17 protein-coding genes are annotated in these 19,548 nt (G+C 60.7%); 4 read left to right on the top strand and 13 right to left on the bottom strand.

Going from position 1 to position 19,548, the window contains the following annotated elements:
* Window positions 1-38 precede the first annotated feature (38 nt).
* The 5 genes from D8U70_RS25560 to D8U70_RS25540 all read right to left on the bottom strand — a co-directional run bounded on the left by D8U70_RS25560 (window position 39) and on the right by D8U70_RS25540 (window position 5,265).
* Window positions 39-989, bottom strand: a complete 951-nt coding sequence (locus D8U70_RS25560; protein WP_110599139.1) for a TAXI family TRAP transporter solute-binding subunit — start codon at window positions 987-989, stop codon at window positions 39-41.
* Between the two features lie 80 nt (window positions 990-1,069).
* Entirely contained in the window at window positions 1,070-2,353 is a 1,284-nt protein-coding gene (gene dctM / locus D8U70_RS25555; RefSeq protein WP_130930047.1) for a C4-dicarboxylate TRAP transporter large permease protein DctM, read from the bottom strand.
* On the bottom strand, window positions 2,350-2,982 hold the full coding sequence (locus tag D8U70_RS25550; RefSeq protein ID WP_024012587.1) for a TRAP transporter small permease: 633 nt from the start codon (window positions 2,980-2,982) through the stop codon (window positions 2,350-2,352). Before D8U70_RS25550 ends, dctM begins: the two co-directional genes overlap by 4 nt.
* Before the next feature lie 62 nt (window positions 2,983-3,044).
* Complete coding sequence (gene dctP / locus D8U70_RS25545; RefSeq protein WP_224789932.1) at window positions 3,045-3,989, bottom strand: C4-dicarboxylate TRAP substrate-binding protein DctP; 945 nt, start codon at window positions 3,987-3,989, stop codon at window positions 3,045-3,047.
* A gap of 250 nt (window positions 3,990-4,239) precedes the next feature.
* Window positions 4,240-5,265 (bottom strand): LysR family transcriptional regulator, encoded by a 1,026-nt coding sequence (locus D8U70_RS25540; protein WP_241089731.1) that lies wholly within the window; start codon window positions 5,263-5,265, stop codon window positions 4,240-4,242.
* 26 nt (window positions 5,266-5,291) lie between these two features.
* On the opposite strand from D8U70_RS25540, the gene D8U70_RS25535 reads away from it, so the two are divergent.
* Window positions 5,292-6,032, top strand: a complete 741-nt coding sequence (locus D8U70_RS25535) for an SDR family oxidoreductase (protein WP_110645769.1) — start codon at window positions 5,292-5,294, stop codon at window positions 6,030-6,032.
* 28 nt (window positions 6,033-6,060) lie between these two features.
* The gene (locus tag D8U70_RS25530) at window positions 6,061-7,143 is read left to right on the top strand and encodes an alkene reductase (protein ID WP_073475076.1); all 1,083 of its coding nucleotides are present in this window, start codon (window positions 6,061-6,063) and stop codon (window positions 7,141-7,143) included.
* A 130-nt stretch (window positions 7,144-7,273) separates the two neighbouring features.
* Here D8U70_RS25530 and D8U70_RS25525 read toward each other — a convergent pair whose 3' ends face one another.
* The 6 genes from D8U70_RS25525 to xylA form a co-directional block, all read right to left on the bottom strand.
* On the bottom strand, window positions 7,274-8,635 hold the full coding sequence (locus D8U70_RS25525; protein ID WP_130930046.1) for a cytosine permease: 1,362 nt from the start codon (window positions 8,633-8,635) through the stop codon (window positions 7,274-7,276).
* 13 nt (window positions 8,636-8,648) lie between these two features.
* Window positions 8,649-9,323, bottom strand: coding sequence for an isochorismatase family cysteine hydrolase (locus D8U70_RS25520; RefSeq protein ID WP_130930045.1), 675 nt, complete (start codon window positions 9,321-9,323; stop codon window positions 8,649-8,651).
* Window positions 9,324-9,847: 524 nt separating this feature from the next.
* On the bottom strand, window positions 9,848-10,984 hold the full coding sequence (locus tag D8U70_RS25515) for a sugar ABC transporter permease (RefSeq protein WP_016774325.1): 1,137 nt from the start codon (window positions 10,982-10,984) through the stop codon (window positions 9,848-9,850).
* On the bottom strand, window positions 10,985-12,541 hold the full coding sequence (gene xylG, locus D8U70_RS25510) for a D-xylose ABC transporter ATP-binding protein (protein ID WP_110599153.1): 1,557 nt from the start codon (window positions 12,539-12,541) through the stop codon (window positions 10,985-10,987).
* Between the two features lie 166 nt (window positions 12,542-12,707).
* Window positions 12,708-13,709, bottom strand: coding sequence for a D-xylose ABC transporter substrate-binding protein (gene xylF / locus D8U70_RS25505; protein WP_110645764.1), 1,002 nt, complete (start codon window positions 13,707-13,709; stop codon window positions 12,708-12,710).
* A gap of 147 nt (window positions 13,710-13,856) precedes the next feature.
* Window positions 13,857-15,173: a xylose isomerase gene (gene xylA / locus D8U70_RS25500; protein ID WP_130930044.1), complete on the bottom strand. Its 1,317-nt coding sequence runs from the start codon at window positions 15,171-15,173 to the stop codon at window positions 13,857-13,859.
* A gap of 175 nt (window positions 15,174-15,348) precedes the next feature.
* Between xylA and D8U70_RS25495 the strand changes: the two genes are divergently transcribed.
* Window positions 15,349-16,524: a DNA-binding transcriptional regulator gene (locus D8U70_RS25495; RefSeq protein ID WP_016774329.1), complete on the top strand. Its 1,176-nt coding sequence runs from the start codon at window positions 15,349-15,351 to the stop codon at window positions 16,522-16,524.
* A 12-nt stretch (window positions 16,525-16,536) separates the two neighbouring features.
* Here D8U70_RS25495 and D8U70_RS25490 read toward each other — a convergent pair whose 3' ends face one another.
* The gene (locus tag D8U70_RS25490) at window positions 16,537-17,703 is read right to left on the bottom strand and encodes an MFS transporter (RefSeq protein WP_130930043.1); all 1,167 of its coding nucleotides are present in this window, start codon (window positions 17,701-17,703) and stop codon (window positions 16,537-16,539) included.
* Window positions 17,704-17,798: 95 nt separating this feature from the next.
* Here D8U70_RS25490 and D8U70_RS25485 point away from each other — a divergent pair, with 95 nt between their 5' ends.
* The gene (locus D8U70_RS25485; protein ID WP_130930042.1) at window positions 17,799-18,692 is read left to right on the top strand and encodes a LysR family transcriptional regulator; all 894 of its coding nucleotides are present in this window, start codon (window positions 17,799-17,801) and stop codon (window positions 18,690-18,692) included.
* A gap of 48 nt (window positions 18,693-18,740) precedes the next feature.
* Here the strand turns inward: D8U70_RS25485 and D8U70_RS25480 are convergent, their stop codons facing one another.
* Entirely contained in the window at window positions 18,741-19,517 is a 777-nt protein-coding gene (locus D8U70_RS25480) for an SDR family oxidoreductase (RefSeq protein WP_130930041.1), read from the bottom strand.
* Between the last annotated feature and the right edge of the window lie 31 nt (window positions 19,518-19,548).

Here is a 19,548-nt window from a genome sequence, read left to right as displayed (position 1 = left end):
GACGCTGCAGTGGCCGTTACGCCACTGCGCACAAGCGCTTATAAAGCGCCTTTTTCCTTGTAGTAGCGCTCGGCCCCGGGGTGCAGCGCGATCGGCAGGTTTTTCGCAGCCGCTTCCAGCTTGATGTCCTTGGCCGCCGAATGGGAGTTACCCAAGCGCCCCAGGTTGTCGAACAGCAGGCGGGTCATGTCATAGACGACGTCATCCGGCAGGTCGGCGCGGGTCACCAGAATATTGGTGATTGCCACGGTGGGCACGGCTTCGGCCTGTCCGTCGTAGGTGTTGGCCGGGATCATTGCGCTCTGGTAGGCCGGATTGCCGATTTTTGCCACCACTTCACTCGGGATAGCCACGTAGTTCAGCGGCATCACCGACGACAGGTCACGAATGGCGGCCATGCCCAGTCCCGACGATTGCAGGGTGGCGTCCAGTTGCCGGTTCTTGATCAATTCCACCGATTCGGCAAACGGCAGATATTGCACCTTGCCCATGTCCTCGTAGGTCAGGCCAGCCGCTTTGAATATCGCCCGCGCATTCAATTCGGTGCCGGATTTTGGGGCGCCGACCGAGATGGTCTTGCCCTTGAGATCGGCGAGGGTTTTGATTCCCGACTCCTGGCTGGCGACGATTTGAATGTAATTGGGATAGGCGCCGCCCAAGGCGCGCAATTTGGTCAGCGGTGCTTTGAAACCGGCGTCTTCCACGCCGTTTTTGGCGTCGGCCACTGAGTCGCCCAAAGCCAGGGCCAACTCGCCGCGACCGGCCTGTAGCAAGTTGAGGTTTTCTACCGACGCTTTGGTGGCCTGCACCGATGTCTTCGAGCCGGCAATACCGTCGCTGTAGATTTGCGACAGACCGACCCCGATCGGGTAGTAAACCCCGCTGGTTCCGCCGGTGAGGATATTGATGAACACGGGCGCGGCCTGCGCAGCACTGCTAAGGGTCAGCGTGGCGGCGGCCAGCAGGGCAAAGCGTGTTTTGACTCGCATGGGGGCACTTCTCCGTCTTGTTATGGTTTTAAGCAGAGTGATTGCACTCTAGTCGATCCCGGCTGAACGTGATCGCTACATCAGTTCATCCCCAGCCAGTTCGGCAGCACCAGTGAGATCCACGGCACGTAAGTAATCAGGATCAGGAACAACAGCAGAATCGACAGCCAGGGCATCGCGGCTTTGACTGTGGCCGGCAAGGACATGCCGGTCACCGCCGAGGTCACGAACAGGTTCAGGCCCACCGGTGGCGTGATCAGGCCGATCTCAAGGTTGACCACCATGATGATGCCGAGGTGAATCGGATCGATGCCCAGTTTCATCGCGATAGGAAAAAGGATGGGCGCCAGGATCAGGATGATCGCTGACGGTTCCATGAACGCGCCGGCAATCAACAGCACAATGTTGACCATCAGCAGAAACGTCACCGGCGTCAGCCCGGCTTCGATCACCCAGGCAGTAATTTGTTGAGGTAACTGTTCGGTGGTCAGCACGTGGGCGAACAGCATGGCGTTGGCAATGATGAACATCAGCATGATGCTCAGCTTGGCCGAGTCGAGCAGAACCTTGGGTGTCTCCCGGAAGGTCAGATCCTTGTAGACGAACAAGGCGATGAAGGCCGAATAGACGGCTGCCACTGCGGCGGCTTCGGTCGGGGTGAACATGCCCGAATAGATGCCGCCGAGGATGATCACCATCAGCAACAGGCCCCATATTGCCTTGCGTGCCGTACTCAGAAACTCGCGAAGCGTCGCACGCGGCAAGGCGGGGAGATTTTTCTTCACCGCAACGATGTAGATCGCCACCATCAATGCGGTGCCCAGCAGCAGGCCAGGCACCACGCCGGCCATGAACAGCTTGCCCACGGAGGTTTCTGTAGCGGCGGCGAAAACCACCATCACGATCGACGGCGGGATCAGGATGCCCAGCGTACCGGCGTTGCAGATGATCCCTGCGCCGAACGCCTGCGGGTAGCCGGAACGGACCATCCCGGCAATCGCAATCGAGCCCACCGCAGCGACCGTGGCGGGACTTGAACCGGAGAGGGCGGCGAACAGCATGCAGGCCAGCACCGCCGCGATGGCCAGGCCGCCGCGAATATGCCCGACACAGGCGTTGGCGAAGTCGATCAGCCGGCGGGCGACGCCGCCGGTGGTCATGAAGGCCCCGGCCAGCAGGAAAAACGGAATGGCCAGCAGCGTGTAGTGTTCCGAGGTCTCGAACAGTTTGATCGCCAGCGAGCGCACCGAGTCGGGACTGAAGAAAATGATCGTCAAGGAGCCGGCCAGCCCCAGCGAAATGGCGATCGGCACGCCGATGAACATCAAGGCGAACAAGGCCACGAACAGGAAGGCGATGGTCATGGCTTGTCATCCTCGTGTTCGGCAAGTTTCAGCGCGTCGGCCGCTTCATCGGCCAGCCCGAGGCCGGTCTGACGGTTGAGCAGGATGCGCAGGAGAATTTCAGCGAAGCGGATGAACACCAGCGCGAAGCCCAGCGGCACGATCAACCCGATATGCCACTGCATGACGCCGAAATGGCCGAGATCCTCGGCACCGATACCGGCGTTCATCAAGGTTTCGATCCATTCGAAGCTGGCGACGGCGAGCAGCCCCGCGTAGGCCAGACAGCACAGGCAGGCGAGGATGCCGATGTAACGCTGTACCGATCTGCGCGCCAGTTTGACCAGTGCGTCGACACCGATATGCCCGGCGGTGCGCACGCCATAAGCCAGGCCGAAAAAAATCAGCCAGCCGAACAGCGCTTTGGTCAGGGCAGTGCTCCAGGTCATGGCCTGCGCCATGCCCATGATCTGATCGCCAACGGCGAACAGCGGAACACTGGCCGCCGGCCAATGATCGGCGAGCCAGTAAAACAGACTGTAGAAATTGTTGAGGATCACGTAGACAAACGTGACGAGGGTCATGGCCGCCAGAAGGAAGACGATGAAGCCTTCCTCGAAGTGTTCCCAGATTCGCCGAAGCGCTTTCATGGATGGCATCTCACGTCGAGTGAAGACGGGCAGGCGCCGACGCAGCGGCGCCTGCCTTGCGATTATTGCGCCTGGTTTGCGGCTTCGGCGGCAGAGATCAGCTCAGCGCCGATTTCGCCTTCGAATTTCTTCCACACCGGTTTCATCGCATCGCGCCATTGCGCACGTTCTTCTGGCGTGAGGGTGATGATTTCCGTGGTTTTGGCGGCAAGAATGCGCTGCTTGTCACCCTCGTTCAGTTGCTGGGCTTCCTTGTTCACGTGGGTGGTGACTTCCACGACGATCTTGTCCAGTTCGCTGCGCACATCGGGTGGCAGGCCGTTCCAGAATTTGGTGTTGGTGATCAGCATGTAGTCCAGTACACCGTGGTTGGATTCGGTGATGTACTTCTGCACTTCATGCATCTTCTGGCTGTAGATGTTCGAGTAAGGATTCTCCGCCCCGTTGACCACACCGGTCTGCAGGCCTTGGTATACCTCGGCAAAACTCATCTTGCGCGGATTGGCGCGCACCGCCTTGAACTGCTCCTCCAGCACCGCCGAGGCCTGCACCCGGAACTTCAGGCCGCGCGCATCCGCCGGTACACGCAGTGGTTTGTTGGCCGACAGTTGTTTCATGCCGTTGTGCCAATAAGCCAGGCCGGTGATGTTTTTGCTTTCCATGGATTTGAGCAGGCCCTGACCCTGCGGGCTCAGTTGAAAGCGGTCGACAGCGTTGATGTCATTGAAGAGAAAGGGCAGGTCGAACAACTGCACTGACTTGGTGTATTGCTCGAACTTGGCCAGCGACGGCGCAATCATCTGCACATCGCCGAGCAACAGGGCTTCCATTTCCTTGCCGTCACCAAAGAGCGAGGAGTTGGGATACACCTCGACCTTGACCTTGCCCGGCAAGCGTTCCTCGACCAGTTTCTTGAACAGCAACGCACCTTGCCCCTTGGGCGTCTGGTCAGCGACCACATGCGAGAACTTGATGATCACCGGGTCTGCCGCCATGGCCGGGTTCATGCTGCTTACCGCCAAAGCGCAGGCAAGTGCGCTGAACAGAGATCTGAGCATCTGGGTGATTCCTCTTGTTTTTATTGTGATGACCGCTCGACGCGCTGAACGCGTTCAAGTGCCGGGACATGTTCAAGTCTAGGCAGAAATATCTGATTTGCCGGGGAATTGGCGAGAAAGGGTAAAACACCAACGAAAGGTCGAACTCTGATCCGCGCATTGAGCTCTGGCATGATGCATCCAGCCGAGCGAGCTCCCTTCAATGTTTCACCGCATTCTCGATGACCTGATCCCATGGCGGCGTGGCGGGGAACAGTTCAAGCAGGAACGCCGTGAACGCTTTGACATTCGGGCTACCGCGACGGCTCTCCGGCCACAACGCGGTAATGGCGAAGCGTTCGACGGTGAACTGTGGCAGCACCGGGACCAGTTCGCCCCGACGAACATACGCCGCCGCGACGTAGTGCGGCGAAATACCGATGCCGCCGCCGGCAGCCAGCACCGCCGCGACCGCATCGCTGGCATCAACGGTGAAGGCCGCGTCGGGTGCCAGTTCCAACTGTCTGTCTCCGGCCAGATACGGCCAGCGCAAAGTCTGCCCGGTGCTTTGATAGCGGAAATTCACGCACTCGTGCTCGGCGAGATCCTCGGCCGTAAGCGGAGTACCCTTGCGCTGCAAATAGTCCGGCGAGGCAAACGCACCGATTCGATGTGGCCCAAGCGGCCGAGAGATGAGACGTGAGTCGGCAAGATTGCCAACCCGAACCGCGACATCAATGCCTTGCTCGATGAGGTCGGCATATTGATCGCCGAGCCGCAGATCGACCGTCACATTTGGATATTGCTCGCGAAACCTCGGCAGGGCTGGCGCGAGGATATTCAATCCGATGGGCAACGGCGCTGTGACTTTCAATACCCCCGAAGGCTCGGCGCGGGAGGCGACGGCGGCCTGATCGATGTCTTCGACTTCGCGCAGAATCCGCAGCGCCCGTTCGTAAAGATCACGGCCTTCCGGGGTGAGTACCAGCGAGCGGGTGGTGCGGGTAAACAGCATAAGCCCGAAATGCTCTTCGAGTCGTTGCACGCTTTTACTGATGGCCGACGGCGACACCGACAATGCTCGAGCGGCAGCCGTGTAGCTGCCCAGCGAAGCCGCGCGTGCAAAGGCGATAAGCCCGGTTAAACGATCCAATCCAATTTGTGCCTTCATGGCACTAGTAAAGCGACTTTCGGCCCAATTATCAATGTGGCTTCCAAACCGTAGTCTTTGCCCATCGAACGCCATTCAGGTGTTCCAGACGGAGACTCAGCATGAACATCAGCCAAAACCTGCCATCCACACTCAACGACAAAACCGTGGTCATTTTCGGCGGCACTTCCGGCATTGGCCTTGCCGCTGCGGTGCAAGCGAAAGCCGCCGGCGCCAAGGTCATCGTCATCGGTTCGAACGCCGCACGTGCCGAGCAGGCCGCCAGCGAACATGGGCTCGATGGCTGGCGCGCGGCCGACGTGACTGATAGCCAGGCTCTCGAAACTGCCTTGGCCGATATCCCTAAGGTCGATCACCTCGTTCTGCTCGCCGGCTCGTTTGTGGCTGGCACCGTGCTCGCGGCTGATCTCGATTATCTGCACCGCGCGTTCGATGAACGCATCTGGGCATCGATCAATGCGATTCGGGTTCTTGGCGACAGGCTGGCAAGAGACGGCTCGATCACGTTTATCTCCGGCTCTCTGGCTGATCGCCCGAATGCCTACGGCACCGCCGTGCTCGCCGCCGCCTCGGCAGCGATGGAAGCACTGGCTCGCGGTCTGGCTCTGGAATTGGCACCCGTGCGGGTCAACACGCTGTCGCCCGGCCCGATCAACACCCCGATTCTCGGCAAGGCACTGGGCGAGGGGCGTGATGCGTTCGTCGCTTCTCTTGAGCAGGTGCTGCCCCTGCATCGCCTCGGCACAGCCGCAGAGGCGGGTGCGGCAGCAGTGTTCCTGATGAGCAACACCTTCATGAACGGCGCTGTACTAAACATCGACGGCGGCGCACGCCTGGTTTGATCCAGCCCACCTTTTTGAGAGCCTGAACATGACATCGTTATTCGATTCGCTGCGCCTCGGCGCGCTCGATTTGCCCAACCGCATCCTGATGGCGCCGATGACCCGCGCGCGCGGCACTCGCGAACACGTCCCGACCGAGATGATGGTCGAGTATTACCGCCAGCGCGCCAGCGCCGGCCTGATCATTTCCGAAGCGATCGGCATCAGCCAGCAAGGTCTGGGCTGGCCGTACGCGACGGGCATCTGGTCGGCCGAACAGGTCGCCGGCTGGCGCAAGGTCACCGACGCAGTGCATGGCGCTGGTGGCCGGATCATCGCGCAGCTGTGGCACATGGGCCGGGTCGTGCACCCGAGTTTCCTTGGCGGCGGCCAGCCGGTTTCCGCATCGGTCACCACCGCGCCGGGGCAGGCGCATACGTATGCAGGCAAGCAGCCGTATACCCCGGCGCGCGCGTTACCCCTGGAAGAAATCCCCGCATTGCTGGAAGACTTTCGACAGGCGACCCGCAATGCAATCGAGGCGGGTTTCGATGGCGTGCAGATCCACGCCGCCAACGGTTATCTGATCGACCAGTTTCTGCGCGACAGTGACAATTTCCGCAGCGATGCCTATGGCGGTTCGGTCGACAACCGCATCCGCTTACTTAAGGAAGTGACCGAGGCGGTCGCCGAAGTCATCGGCGCCGACCGCACCGGCGTGCGCTTGACCCCAAGCAGCTATGAACAGGGCATCCGCGACAGTGATCCCGAAACACTGTTCATCCGCGCCGCCGAAGTGCTGTCATTGATCGGCATTGCTCATCTGGAAGTCCGCGAACCGCCGCTGGACGGCACCTTCGGCAAGTCCGAACGACCACCGCTGGCCGGGGCGATCCGCGAAGTGTTCAAAGGCGTGCTGATCCTCAATTCGGATTACGGTTTCGCCAGGGCTCAAGCGCAACTGGATGCCGGATTCGCCGATGCGATTGCGTTTGGACGGCCGTTTATTGCCAATCCAGATTTGCCGCTGCGATTCGCTCGGCAGTTGCCATTGGTGGAAAGCGAAATGAGCACGTGGTTCAGCCAGGGCAGGGAAGGGTATGTGGATTATCCGGGGCTGGATGGCATTTGAATTGAGCATCAGTGCCAGTCGCCAAGGCAGTGCATGCCTTGGCGCGCTGGTCCGAAGGGGGGCTGACGTCTGCGCTGACAGACCTCAGCCCCTATCTCCGGGTTATGGAAAGCAGATCTGCTCTGCTCAGTCAGACTCCCGTTGCCTTGATCAACAGCGAACCGCGCCGGCGCATGAGGGCGTAATAAGCGCACGCAGGGCACAGCAAGCCAACGGCCCACGCCAGGTCGACGCCTTGCAGGCTGGTGGCAACAGGCCCGACGTACATCGAGGTGTTCATGAACGGAATTTCCAGAACAATAGTGCACATGAATATTGCGATTGCTGTCCAGTTCACCCGACCGTAGATGCCTGCCGGATCGAAGATGTCGGCAATCCGGTAAACGCCTTTGCGCAGCGCGTAGTAATCGACAAGATTGATCGCCGTCCAGGGGATCAGAAAGTAGCTCATGAAAAAGATGAAATTCAGGAAGAACTGCAGAAAGTCGTCCTGCGCCAGAGTGCATAAACCGGTAGCGGTCGTGCAGATGATCAGCAGGAATCCCGCACGTACAGACGGGGTGATTTTGAGTGCAGAGAAAGGCTCGATCATCGTGACCGTCGACATGAAAGCGCCATACAGGTTGAACACGTTGATGGCGATCTGGCCGTAAAGCACGAATGCCACCATCAGCAGGGTGCCTCCTCCGAGCAGGCCTATCAGATGCAGCCCGACGTTATCGGAGAACCCCACCATGCCCTTGGCCAGTACGGCGCCTAACAACATCATCCAGCTTCCGCCGATCACGGTACCGGCATAGCTGTACCAAAACACTTGGCGGGTGGATGTGGCGCTCGGCAAATAGCGAGAGTAATCCGCCACGTAAGGTGCGTAGGACAGTTGCCAAGTGACCGCGATGCTGACGGAGGCGAGGAAGCTGACCAGATTGAAACCCTGCGCGGTCCATTGGCCGGCCTCTATCGGCAGCGCGAGGGCGAGCAGGGTGGCGATGCCGAACACCGCAATCGAAATCAGCGAAAGCAGCTTCTGCACGCGATGAATCAATTGGTAGCCGAACAGCGCGACCAGGAAGCATGCCGCGCCCAGCAGAGCGATGTTGCCAGCGGTGCTCAACGGGCTCAGGTCGCTCACCGCCTGAGCAGCCAACAGCGTGTTGCTGACGAAAAAGCCCAAGTAAATAAGCATGACGAACAGCAGCGGGACGATGGCGCCGAAAACCCCGAATTGTGCCCGGCTCTGGATCATCTGCGGAATACCCAGTCTCGGCCCCTGCGCGGAGTGCGAAGCCATGAAAATTGCACCAATCAGCGAACCGGTAAGGATCGATAGCGCACTCCAGAAAAGATTGAGTCCCAGGCTGATGGGCAACACTCCAGCCGCTACCGTGGTGATGTTGGCGTTGGCACCAAACCAGACGAAGAACAGGGAACGTGGCCGACCGTGACGCTCGCTCTCTGGGATAAAGTCGATGCTGCGTTTTTCAACTTTCATGTCTGTTCTCCGTTCAGCAGGCGTCGACGAGGCGGCGTTGAAAGCGCGCTACGACTTGTGGGAATTCATCTGGCTGGAAGGCGAGGTGATCGGGTTCTGCGGTTCGAAGCGATGTTGCCGGCTCGTTGTTCCAGCGTCTCGACAATTGCTCGGTGGTGAAGAGCTCCAGCCCGTACAGCCAGTTGGAAAGGATGAACAGTGCCGAGTAATGCGCTCCCTCTGTAGTCGCACTACAGGCGTCAGCGACAAGGCTGATCTGGAAGTCGTGCTGATAGGCGTCGAACAGACTGCTCATGACACACACATCCGTCAGCACGCCGATGACCACCAGGTGCTTGATGCCTCGGCGGTTGAGCATCTGAGCCAAACGGGTGCCGTGGAAGGCGCTGTAGCGGCGTTTATCGATGACGACGTCAGCGTCTCGAGGCGCCAGGGCGTCAATGATCTCGATCGCAGATGTGCCGGCGCGGTAAGTCGTTGGCCTGCCTTGGTCGTCTACCGGTTCGCCCAGCGCCAGATCGCGGCCCGGAGCGTCGTTGACATGGCGGGTGTAGAAAATCGGGATGTGCAACTGGCGAGCGCGATCGATCAGGGATGCGGCGTTATCGACCAGTTGATCGAAGCGTTCGAGCGGGAAGCCATCTTCCTTTTGCATATCGATCACAAGCAAGGCGGTGTCTTGGTTCATCAGGTTTGTTCCGGATGCAGAGCGCCGGGCGAGCCGGAGGGACTCACCAGGAAACTCGGTAATGACGGTGCGCAGCGATCCGCCAAGGCGGAAACTGCGAGAGATCGAGAGAGACTCTCGTGGGGAGGTGTTACCTGACTATCTGCCAGAAACCGTTTTGCTTCGCGCTCACGCAGGATGGCAGCCGCGGCAGCACGATGGAGGACGAAGAGCGGAATCGACGGAGATAACGCGCCATGGCTGCACACGGCAACGCACACGCCGCGCTTGAAGAGCGGGTGTGAGCGTCGCCGAATTGTGCGGAGGATACAGGCATGGCCATAGACCTTGAGCGCGATATGCACTGGAGGAGCAAGATACGGGCCAAGCTGTGCAAGGCCCTCGAAGCCATTGAGCCAGAGCGGACCAAGCGTTTGAAACAGCGTTTTTTGGTATCTGGTATTCCATAATATTGTGTTACGTAGCGTAGCAGCGGCTTGCGTTCTTGCTCCCTTTTGAAGCAGATCCCTCCAGGTTTGCCGCGATCAACGCCGCGCCGTGCGCGTACTCACATCCACCCAGACCGCCAACACCAGAATGCTGCCCTTGACGATCATCTGCCAGTAGCTATCCACGTCGAGCATGGACATGCCGTTATCGAGGCTGGTGATCACCAGTGCACCGAGGAGGGCGCCGTAGACGGTGCCGGAGCCGCCGCGCATGGAGGTGCCGCCGATGAAGCAGGCGGCGATGGCGTCGAGTTCGCCCATGCTGCCGGCGGACGGTGAGCCGGCCGCGAGGCGTGCGGTGTTGACCACGCCGGCGAGTGCGCACATCACGCCCATGATGCCGAAAATCCACAGCTTGACCGCCTGCACATTGATGCCTGACAGGCGCGTGGCTTCCATGTTGCTGCCGACCGAATAGACCCGGCGGCCGAACACGGTCTGGCTGGTGACGTAGCTGAACACACCGAGCAGAATCAGCAACAGCAGCACCGGCACGGGAATGCCGTCATAGCTGTTGAGGGTCTGGACGAAACCGGCCAGCACCGCGCCGATCACCAGCACGCGCACAACATCACGCACCAGCGAATGCGCCGCCAGGCCATGCAGGGCGCGATTGCGTCGTTGTTTCCAGGTCAGGAACACCGTCAGCACAAACAGCAGCACACCCAGGCCGGTGCCGATCGCGTGGGGCAGATAACCCTGGCCGACGTAGACCAGCTCCGGCGATACCGGGGCGATGGTGGTGCCGCCGGTGATCCCTAGCAAAATGCCGCGAAACGCCAACATGCCGCCCAGGCCGACGATAAAGGACGGGATGCGCAAGTACGCCGCCATGTAGCCGTTGGCGAGGCCGATCATCAGGCCGCACAGGGCGACCAGACTGAGATTCGCCAGCAGCGGAATGTGATAGACCACGTCGAGTATCGCCGCGAGGCCGCCGAGCAGGCCGAGCAATGAGCCCACCGACAAATCGATCTCGCCGCTGATGATCACCAGCACCATGCCGCAGGCGAGGATGCCGGTGATCGACATCTGCCGCAGCAGGTTGGAAAGGTTGCGCGGGGTGAGGAAACCGCCTTCGGTCTGCCAGCTGAAGAACAGCCAGATCAGCACCACGGCAAATACCAGCGCGAGCATCTTGTAGCGGGTGAACAGTTGTTTGACCTGATTCATTTACGCGGTTTTCCGATCATTATTGTTATGGCTGCCGGGCTGGCTGAGGGCGGCGGCGAGTACCTGTTCCTGGGTCAGCTCATGGTTGACGAAGTCGCCGCGCAACTGGCCTTCGCCGATCACCAGCACGCGGTCGGAGACGCCGAGTACTTCGGCCAGTTCCGACGAAACCATGATGATCGACACGCCTTCGGCGGCCAGCGCGCCCATCAATTTGTAGATCTCGTACTTGGCGCCGACGTCCACGCCTCGGGTCGGCTCGTCGAGAATCAGTACGCGCGGTTTGGCCAGCAGCATTTTCGCCAGCACGGCTTTCTGCTGATTGCCGCCCGACAGGCTGGTGATCGGCAGGGAGGGACTTGCGGTCTTCAGATGCAGACGGGAGATTTCCCGGTCGATGCAGCCCAGCTCGGCTTCGGCATCGATGCGGGTCATTTTCGAATAGCTCTCGAGCACGGCGAGGGTGATGTTCTGACCGACACCGAGATCCGGAATGATGCCCTGGCGCTTGCGATCTTCGGGCACCAGGCACAGGCCGGCGCGGATCGCTTTCAGCGGCGTGCGCGTGTCGATCGGTCGGCCGTCCAGCCAGACTTCGCCCTCGTGGCGGCCGGGGTAAGCGCCGAACAGAGCGGTGACCAGTTCGGTGCGGCCGGCTCCGACCAGCCCGGCAATGCCGAGAATCTCGCCGCGCTTGAGGCTGAAGGAGATGTCGTCGACCCGTTTGCGCTTGGGGTTGTCGACGTCGTAGCAAGTAATGTGGCGCGCCTCGAAAATCACCTCGCCAATCTCATGCGGCTCGCTGGGGTAGAGGTTGCTCATTTCGCGCCCGACCATCTGCGTGATGATCTGTGGAATGTCCATGTCGGCCATGGCGGTGGTGGCGATGTGTTTGCCGTCGCGGATCACCGAAATGGTGTCGCACACGGCGGCGACTTCATCGAGTTTGTGCGAGATGTAGACGCAGGCGACGCCCTTGGCTTTGAGGTCGCGGATGATGTCCAGCAGCACTTCGATTTCCGAGCGGCTCAGGGCCGAGGAGGGCTCGTCGAGAATCAGCAGACGCGCCTGTTTGTTCAGGGCCTTGGCGATTTCTACCAGTTGCTGGTAGCCGCCGCCGTACTGCGAAACCGGCAGCGACACGTTCATGTCCGGCACTTTCAATTCACGCATCAACGCTTCGGCACGGTGGATCATCGCCGGGTAGTTCATGCGCCCGCCCGGCAGCGTCAGCTCATGGCCCATGAAGATGTTTTCCGCCACCGACAGATCCGGAACCAGGGTCAGTTCCTGATGGATGATGACGATGCCGGCGGCCTCGGTTTCGCTGATCGATTGCGCCCGGAGCGGTTGCCCGTCCCAGAGGATTTCGCCGTCCCAGGTGCCATGGGGGTAGACCGCCGAAAGGATCTTCATCAGCGTCGACTTGCCGGCGCCATTCTCGCCGCACAGGCCCACGCATTCGCCGGGCCGGACCTTGATGTCGATGCCGTTGAGCGCTTTGACACCGCCGAAGGTTTTGACGATGCCGTTCATTTGCAGCAGATAGTCGGACATGGAAAAGGCTCGTATACCAGGGACATGAACACCACAGAGCCCTTGTGGGAGCGAGCTTGCTCGCGAAAGCGTCAGTTCAAGCAATGCATCGCTGACTGATACACCGCCTTCGCGAGCAAGCTCGCTCCCACAGGGTTCTTTGCATAACCAAAGATTTGGGCTCTGGTTATTTCCCGGCAATCTGCGCCTTGGTGTAGAAGCCGTCCTGTTCGAGCAAGTCGATGTTGTCCTTGGTCAACGGCGTTGGCGTGAGCAGGATGGTGTCGACTTTCTTGCTGCCGTTGTCGTACTGCGAGGTGTAGGCGGGTTTTTCGTTGCGCGCCAGTTGCACCGAGAGCTTGGCTGCTTCCGAGGCGATGAGTTTCAGTGGTTTGTACACGGTCATGGTTTGCGTGCCGGCGATCACGCGTTTGACGGCTGCGAGGTCGGCGTCCTGACCGGAAATCGGCACCTTGCCGGCCAGTTGCTGCGCGGCCAATGCCTGGATGGCGCCGCCAGCGGTGGCGTCGTTGGAGGCGACGATGCCGTCGATTTTGTTGTTGTTACGGGTCAGGGCGTTTTCAACGATGCTCAGCGCTTCGGTCGGATTCCATTCCTTGACCCACTGCTGGCCGACGATCTTGATATCGCCCTTGTCGATGGCCGGTTGCAGCACCTTCATCTGGCCTTCACGGAGGATCTTGGCGTTGTTGTCGGTGGGCGCGCCACCCAGCAAGAAGTAATTGCCCTTGGGCGCCGCTTTCAGCACGCCGCCGGCCTGCATCTCGCCGACCTTTTCGTTATCGAAGGAGATATAGGCGTCGACATCGGCGTTGAGAATCAGCCGGTCGTAAGACACCACTTTGATCCCGGCTTTCTTCGCCTCGGCCACGGCGTTGGTCAGCACTGTCGCGTTGAACGGCACGATGACGATCACGTCGACGCCGCGAGAGATGAGGTTTTCGATCTGCGAAATCTGCTTCTGCTCGTTGGCGTCCGCCGATTGCACGAAGACTTTGGCGTCCATTTTTTCCGCCGCCGCGACGAAGTAATCGCGATCGCGCGACCAGCGTTCCAGACGCAGGTCGTCAATGGAAAAACCGATTTTCGGATGGGTAGCGTCAGCCATTACCGGCAGGGCCAACAACGCCAGGGCACTGGCCAACAGCGTACGTTTCAAGTTCTTCATGGTGGTGCGTCCTTTTATTTTTGTTGGAAAGACACGGCCTGACGATGAATCGGGCTGGTAGAACTGTAGAGAATCTGCCGACGCAGCAGGCACAGAATTGTCGTGCAATTGTCACAGCGTGGTTGCGTCGGCAGAGGGTCTCGGCGATCAGCGATAGAGATAGCGGTTGACGATGTTTTCGAGCATTTCCTGGCGGCCGCTGACGGCTTGCGGGTTCAGCTCGTTGCTGAACGCGTGCTCGGCCAGTGACTCGAGATTGAAGTCGCCCGCCATCACCGCTTGCCCGAACGGCTGACGCCAGCCGGCGTAGCGTTGGTCCTTGAGGGTTTGTAGTCGGTCGTTCTCAACCATCGCAGCGGCGCGTTCCAGCGACAAGGCAAGAACGTCCATGGCACCAACGTGACCGTGGAACAGGTCGATCTCGTCGAGGCTCTGCCGGCGCACCTTGGAGTCGAAGTTGAAACCGCCATTCTTGAAACCGCCGGCCTTGAGGATTTCATAGGTCGCCAGGGTCATTTCTTCGACGCTGTTGGGGAACTGGTCGGTGTCCCAGCCGTTCTGCGGATCGCCACGGTTGGCGTCGATGCTGCCGAAAATTCCCAGCGAGGCGGCGGTGGCGATTTCGTGATGAAAGCTGTGGCCGGCCAGGGTCGCGTGGTTGGCCTCGATGTTGACCTTGATTTCCTTTTCCAGGCCGTACTGCTGGAGAAAGCCGAATACCGTAGCGCTGTCGTAATCGTACTGGTGCTTGGTCGGCTCCTGCGGCTTGGGTTCGATCAGCAGGTCACCGGTGAAACCGATCTTGTGCTTGTGCTCGACCACCATGCGCATGAAGCGCCCGAGTTGTTCGCGCTCACGTTTCAGGTCGGTATTGAGCAGGGTTTCGTAGCCTTCGCGACCGCCCCATAGCACGTAGTTGGAGCCCTTGAGGCGATGGGTTGCGTTCATTGCGCTGAACACTTGCGCGGCGGCGCAGGCGAACACTTCCGGATCGGGATTGCTCGCAGCGCCGGCGGCGAAACGCGGATTGCTGAAGCAGTTGGCGGTGCCCCAGAGCAACTTGATGCCGCTTTGTTCCTGATGCTGTTCGAGGCGGTCGACCATGTGCGCGAAGTGTTCGCGGTACTCCTTCAGCGAATTGCCTTCGGGGGCGACGTCCGTGTCGTGAAAGCAGTAGTAATCGATGCCCAGTTTGCTGAAGAACTCGAATGCGGCTTGAGCCTTGCCGATAGCCAGTTCCATCGGTTCGCCACTGCGTTGCCACGGGCGTTTGAAGGTGCCGGCACCGAACACATCGGAGCCCGGCCAGACGAAGGTGTGCCAGTAGCAGGCGGCCATGCGCAGGTGTTCGCGCATGGGTTTGCCGAGGATCAGTTTGTCGGCGTCGTAGTGACGGAATGCGAGGGGCGAATCACTGTTCGGGCCTTCGTAGCGAACCGGCTCGATATTGGGGAAGTACTGCATGGACCTTGTCCTTGTTGTTCTTGGCGGTGTCTCGATACTAGCAACGCCCCCGTGCCCGCTGATTATGAAAAGCCTCAACTGCGAGTGCGATTTTGCGTATTGAGCTTCAGCGCGCGCAGGCCTAGTCTGTGTCCATCGTCGCCGCGACGAAGCGACCCGGAACAGCATAAAAATAATGAAGAGCCTACCGCCCGTGCACCGCATCGCCCTGTTGTTCAACGGCAGCAAGATCTACGACCGTGGCATCATCAGCGGCATCGGCAACTACCTGAGCAGCACCCGCGCTTCCTGGGACCTGTTTCTGGAAGAGGATTTTCTCTGCCGCCTGAAAGGCATCGAGCGCTGGCAGGGTGACGGGATCATTGCCGACTTCGACGATCCGCTGATTGGCGAGGCGCTGGCCGACATTCATTTGCCGGTGGTGGCGGTGGGCGGTTCCTACGAGGATGCACGCGCTTATCCAAAAGCGATTCCCTACGTTGCCACTGACAACAACGCATTGATCACGCTGGCTTACTCGCATCTGGTCGAGGCGGGGTTGCAGCGCTTTGCCTGTTTCAGCCTGCCGGAAGCGCAGGCCAATCGCTGGGCGCAGGAGCGGGAAAAAGCCTTTCGCAAACTGATGCAGCGCGACGGTCTGCACGCCGAGATCTATCGCGGCATGGGCACCAGCGCGCCGCTGTGGGACAGCGCCGTCGAGCAACTGATCGCCTGGCTGCACAGCCTGCCCAAACCGATCGGCATTATCGCCGTCAGCGACGCCCGTGCCCGGCAGTTGCTGCAAGCCTGCCTGACCGCCGGCATCGCCGTGCCGGAGCAGGTCGCGCTGATCGGCATCGACAACGACCCGCTGACCCGCAGCCTGACGCGTGTACCGCTGAGTTCGGTGATTCAGGGCACCGAAACCATGGGCCGCACCGCTGCGCAATTGCTGCACCAGATGCTCCACGGCATGCCGTCCACCGGCACGCAGATTCTGATTCCGCCGGACGCGGTCAACGTGCAGGTGTCGAGCCTGCACCAACCGCTGGGCAATCCCTACGTCATGCAAGCGCTGCTGTTCATCCGCCAATATGCCTGCCAGGGCATCAAGACCGCACAGGTGGCTGCGTATGTCGGGGTGTCGCGTTCATCACTGGAAGCGCATTTCCGCGCTGAGCGCGGTTGCAGCGTGCATGACGAGATTCTGCGTTTCAAACTGGCGGCGGCTACCAGCGGTTTGAAGAACACCGATGCGGCGATTGCCGACATTGCCCAGGCCTGCGGCTTCAAGTCTGCGCAGTATCTGCACACGGTGTTCCGTCGCGAGTTCGGCTGCACGCCCCGCGAATATCAGCAGGGCGGGGCGTAGCGCTGCGAAGACTTACGCCAGCGCAGCGGCACCGGCTCTGGAGCGCCAGGCGAACGTCAGCACCATCAGCAGGCCCAGACCAGCCATCGCCGCGCCGGCCAGGGAAATCGCCGGATAACCCAGCCCGGCATTGATCACCGCGCCACCCAGCGCCGCGCCGATCGCGTTGCCGAAATTGAACGCACCGATGTTCACCGCCGAAGCCAGATTCGGCGCGTCTTGGGCAGCTTCCATCACGCGCATCTGCAGCGGCGGCACCAGAGCGAAGCTGGCGATACCCCAGATCAGAATGGCCACGGCGGCCGGCAGCGGCCAGCGCATCAGCACCGTGAACGCCAGCAACACCACAATCAATGCGCTCAGCGACACGATCAGGGTGCGGTCGATCGAACGGTCGGCAGCCTTGCCGCCCCACATGTTGCCCAGCGTCAACCCGATCCCGAACAACACCAGCATGGCGGTGATGAACGCGGCGGATGCGTGGGTTTCGCTGCTGAGAATCGGCGCGATGTAGGTGAACACGGTGAACATCGCACTCGAGCCGACCACGGTCAGGGCCAGTGCGGCCAGCACCGGACCTCGGCCTAGCACACGAATTTCCGCCAGCGCACCCGCGCCTTGCTCTGCTTTCAGATTGGGCAGGGCGAACCACAAGGCGATCATGGTCAGCACGCCGAGGCCGGTAATGCCCCAGAACGCGGTGCGCCAGCCAAACAGGTCACCAAACCAGGCTGCCAGCGGCACACCGCCGATAGTCGCCAACGTCAGGCCCATGAACATCGCCGCCACGGCGCCGGCACGTTTCTCTGGCGCGACCACGCTGGCGGCAACCACCGAGCCAACCCCGAAGAACGCACCGTGATTGAGCGAGGTGATCACCCGGGCGACCATCAGGCTGGAGTAATCGGTGGCCAGCGCTGACATCAGGTTACCCAAGGTGAAAATCGCCATCAGCCCGATCAGCAGATAGCGCCGGGGGATCTTGCCAGTGGTCAGGGTCATCAGCGGCGCGCCGAGCAGCACGCCCAAGGCGTAGGCACTGACCAACAACCCCGCAGCGGGAATGGAAACGCCGAGATCGGCGGCGATGCCGGGCAACATGCCCATCGGCGCGAACTCGGTCACGCCGATGCCAAAGGCGCCGACGGCGAGTGCAACAAGTGGTGGATTGATACGCATGGAAAGTCTCCTCATCTATGCCGCCAATGCTACGATCCATCGTTTTCAGGCGGTAGATGGCGATTTTGGCAATCACCTTTGCGTAAGAGGCACGAATGGACTTCAACGGCAGATCAGGGGAAATGAGCGTGTTCGTCACCGTGGCGCAGGAGGGCAGCCTCTCAGCAGCTGCGCGCGCGCTGGGGCTGACGCCTTCGGCGGTCAGTCGGATCATCGCCCGCGCTGAACAGCGACTCGGCACTCGTCTGTTGCTGCGCACGACCCGCGCGCTGACGTTTACCGCCGAGGGCGAGGCCTTCCTGCGCGGTGCCCGGCGAATTCTCGCCGACATGGACGAAGTGGAAGGGGCCATTACCGACCAAGGCGTACCCAAGGGCCGCTTGCGTGTCAGTGCCGCCCTTGGCCATGGACGGCTGACCATTGTGCCGCTGGTCGCAGCCTTCACCGCCCGCTACCCGAACATCGTCGTCGACCTCAGCCTTGGCGACGAAGTCGTCGACATCCTCGCCGGCCAGGCGGACGTCGCCATACGCTTCGGCCATCTGCCCGACAGCCCGTTGACCGCACGCCGGCTCGGCCACACCGGCCAAGTCGTGGTCGCATCGTCCGACTATCTGAAACGTCACGGCACACCTCTCGAACCGGAAGACCTGCTCAAGCACAACTGCCTGCGCTTCAACTTCCGCCGCGCCGAAGCCAACTGGCCGTTCATCCGCGACGGCAAGGAGTTCTCGCTGAAAGTCAGCGGCAACATCGAATGCAGCAGCGGCGAAGCACTGGCCCAGTTCGCCAGACTCGGCGCAGGCGTTGCACGGATTGGCGAGTTCACCGTCAGGGAAGACTTGCAGCGCGGCACGCTGATCCCGCTGCTCCAAGCGTTTAACCCGGGCGATGAGGAACCGATTCATGCGGTGTTCGTCGGCGGCGCGGCGATGCCGGTGCGGGTGCGCTTGTTTGTGGATTTTTTGCTGGAGCAGCATCGGATGTAAGCGTGCCGGTCGGATTCAGCGAGTCATCCTTGACCCGCAGGCTGGCGGCTAAATGGTCGGGATGGTGCCGCCGTCGATCACAAATTCACTCCCGGTGATCGATGCCGCTCGCGGCGATGCCAGGAACCCGATCAGCTCAGCCACTTCAACTGGCGTCGACGGGCGGCCGAGCGGGATACCGCCCAGGGCCTGCATGATGATGTCCTTGCCACCTTGATAGTCAGTACCTGCCTCCTGCGCGAGTCGCTCGGCGAATGCCACCGACGCTTCGGTTTCAACCCAGCCCGGCGATACCCGCACGACGCGAACCCCCTTGGGTGACACTTCTTTCGACAGGCTTTTGCTGTAGGTCGACAGCGCAGCCTTGGCCGCCGCGTACGCTGTGGTGGATTCCGGCAGTGGCAGCCGACTCTGGATGGATGTGACATGGATCACCACGCCATTACGACGCTCGAGCATGTCCGGGAGCAGGGCGCGATCAAGGCGCACCGCCGGCAGCAGATTCAGGTTGAGCTCGCGTTGCCACTGTTCCTCGTCCAGCGCTGCAAAACCACCACCGGGGGCCGACGAGCCACCCAGGACATGAACCACTATGTCGACGCCGCCCAGTTGCTGTTGGACCGCTGCGATGAGTGCGTCACAACCTTCCCGTGTCGAAAGATCAGCCGCGACCAGCAGTGCGCCCGGCATTTCGACGTCCACTTGCCGAGCCGAGGTGATGACCTTTGCGTCCTCGGCCAGGAACCACTCGACCACTGCTTTGCCGATTCCCTTGGTGCCGCCAGTGACGAGCACCCGTTTGCCAGTCAATCCTGAATTCAGCATGGCGAGATCTCCGAAGCACGGAATCGATCGA

This window comes from Pseudomonas sp. Sample_20 (assembly GCF_004307585.1).
GTDB lineage: Bacteria > Pseudomonadota > Gammaproteobacteria > Pseudomonadales > Pseudomonadaceae > Aquipseudomonas > Aquipseudomonas atacamensis.
Note: the sequence above shows the minus strand (reverse complement) of the source record. Positions and strands in the feature narration are given on the sequence as shown.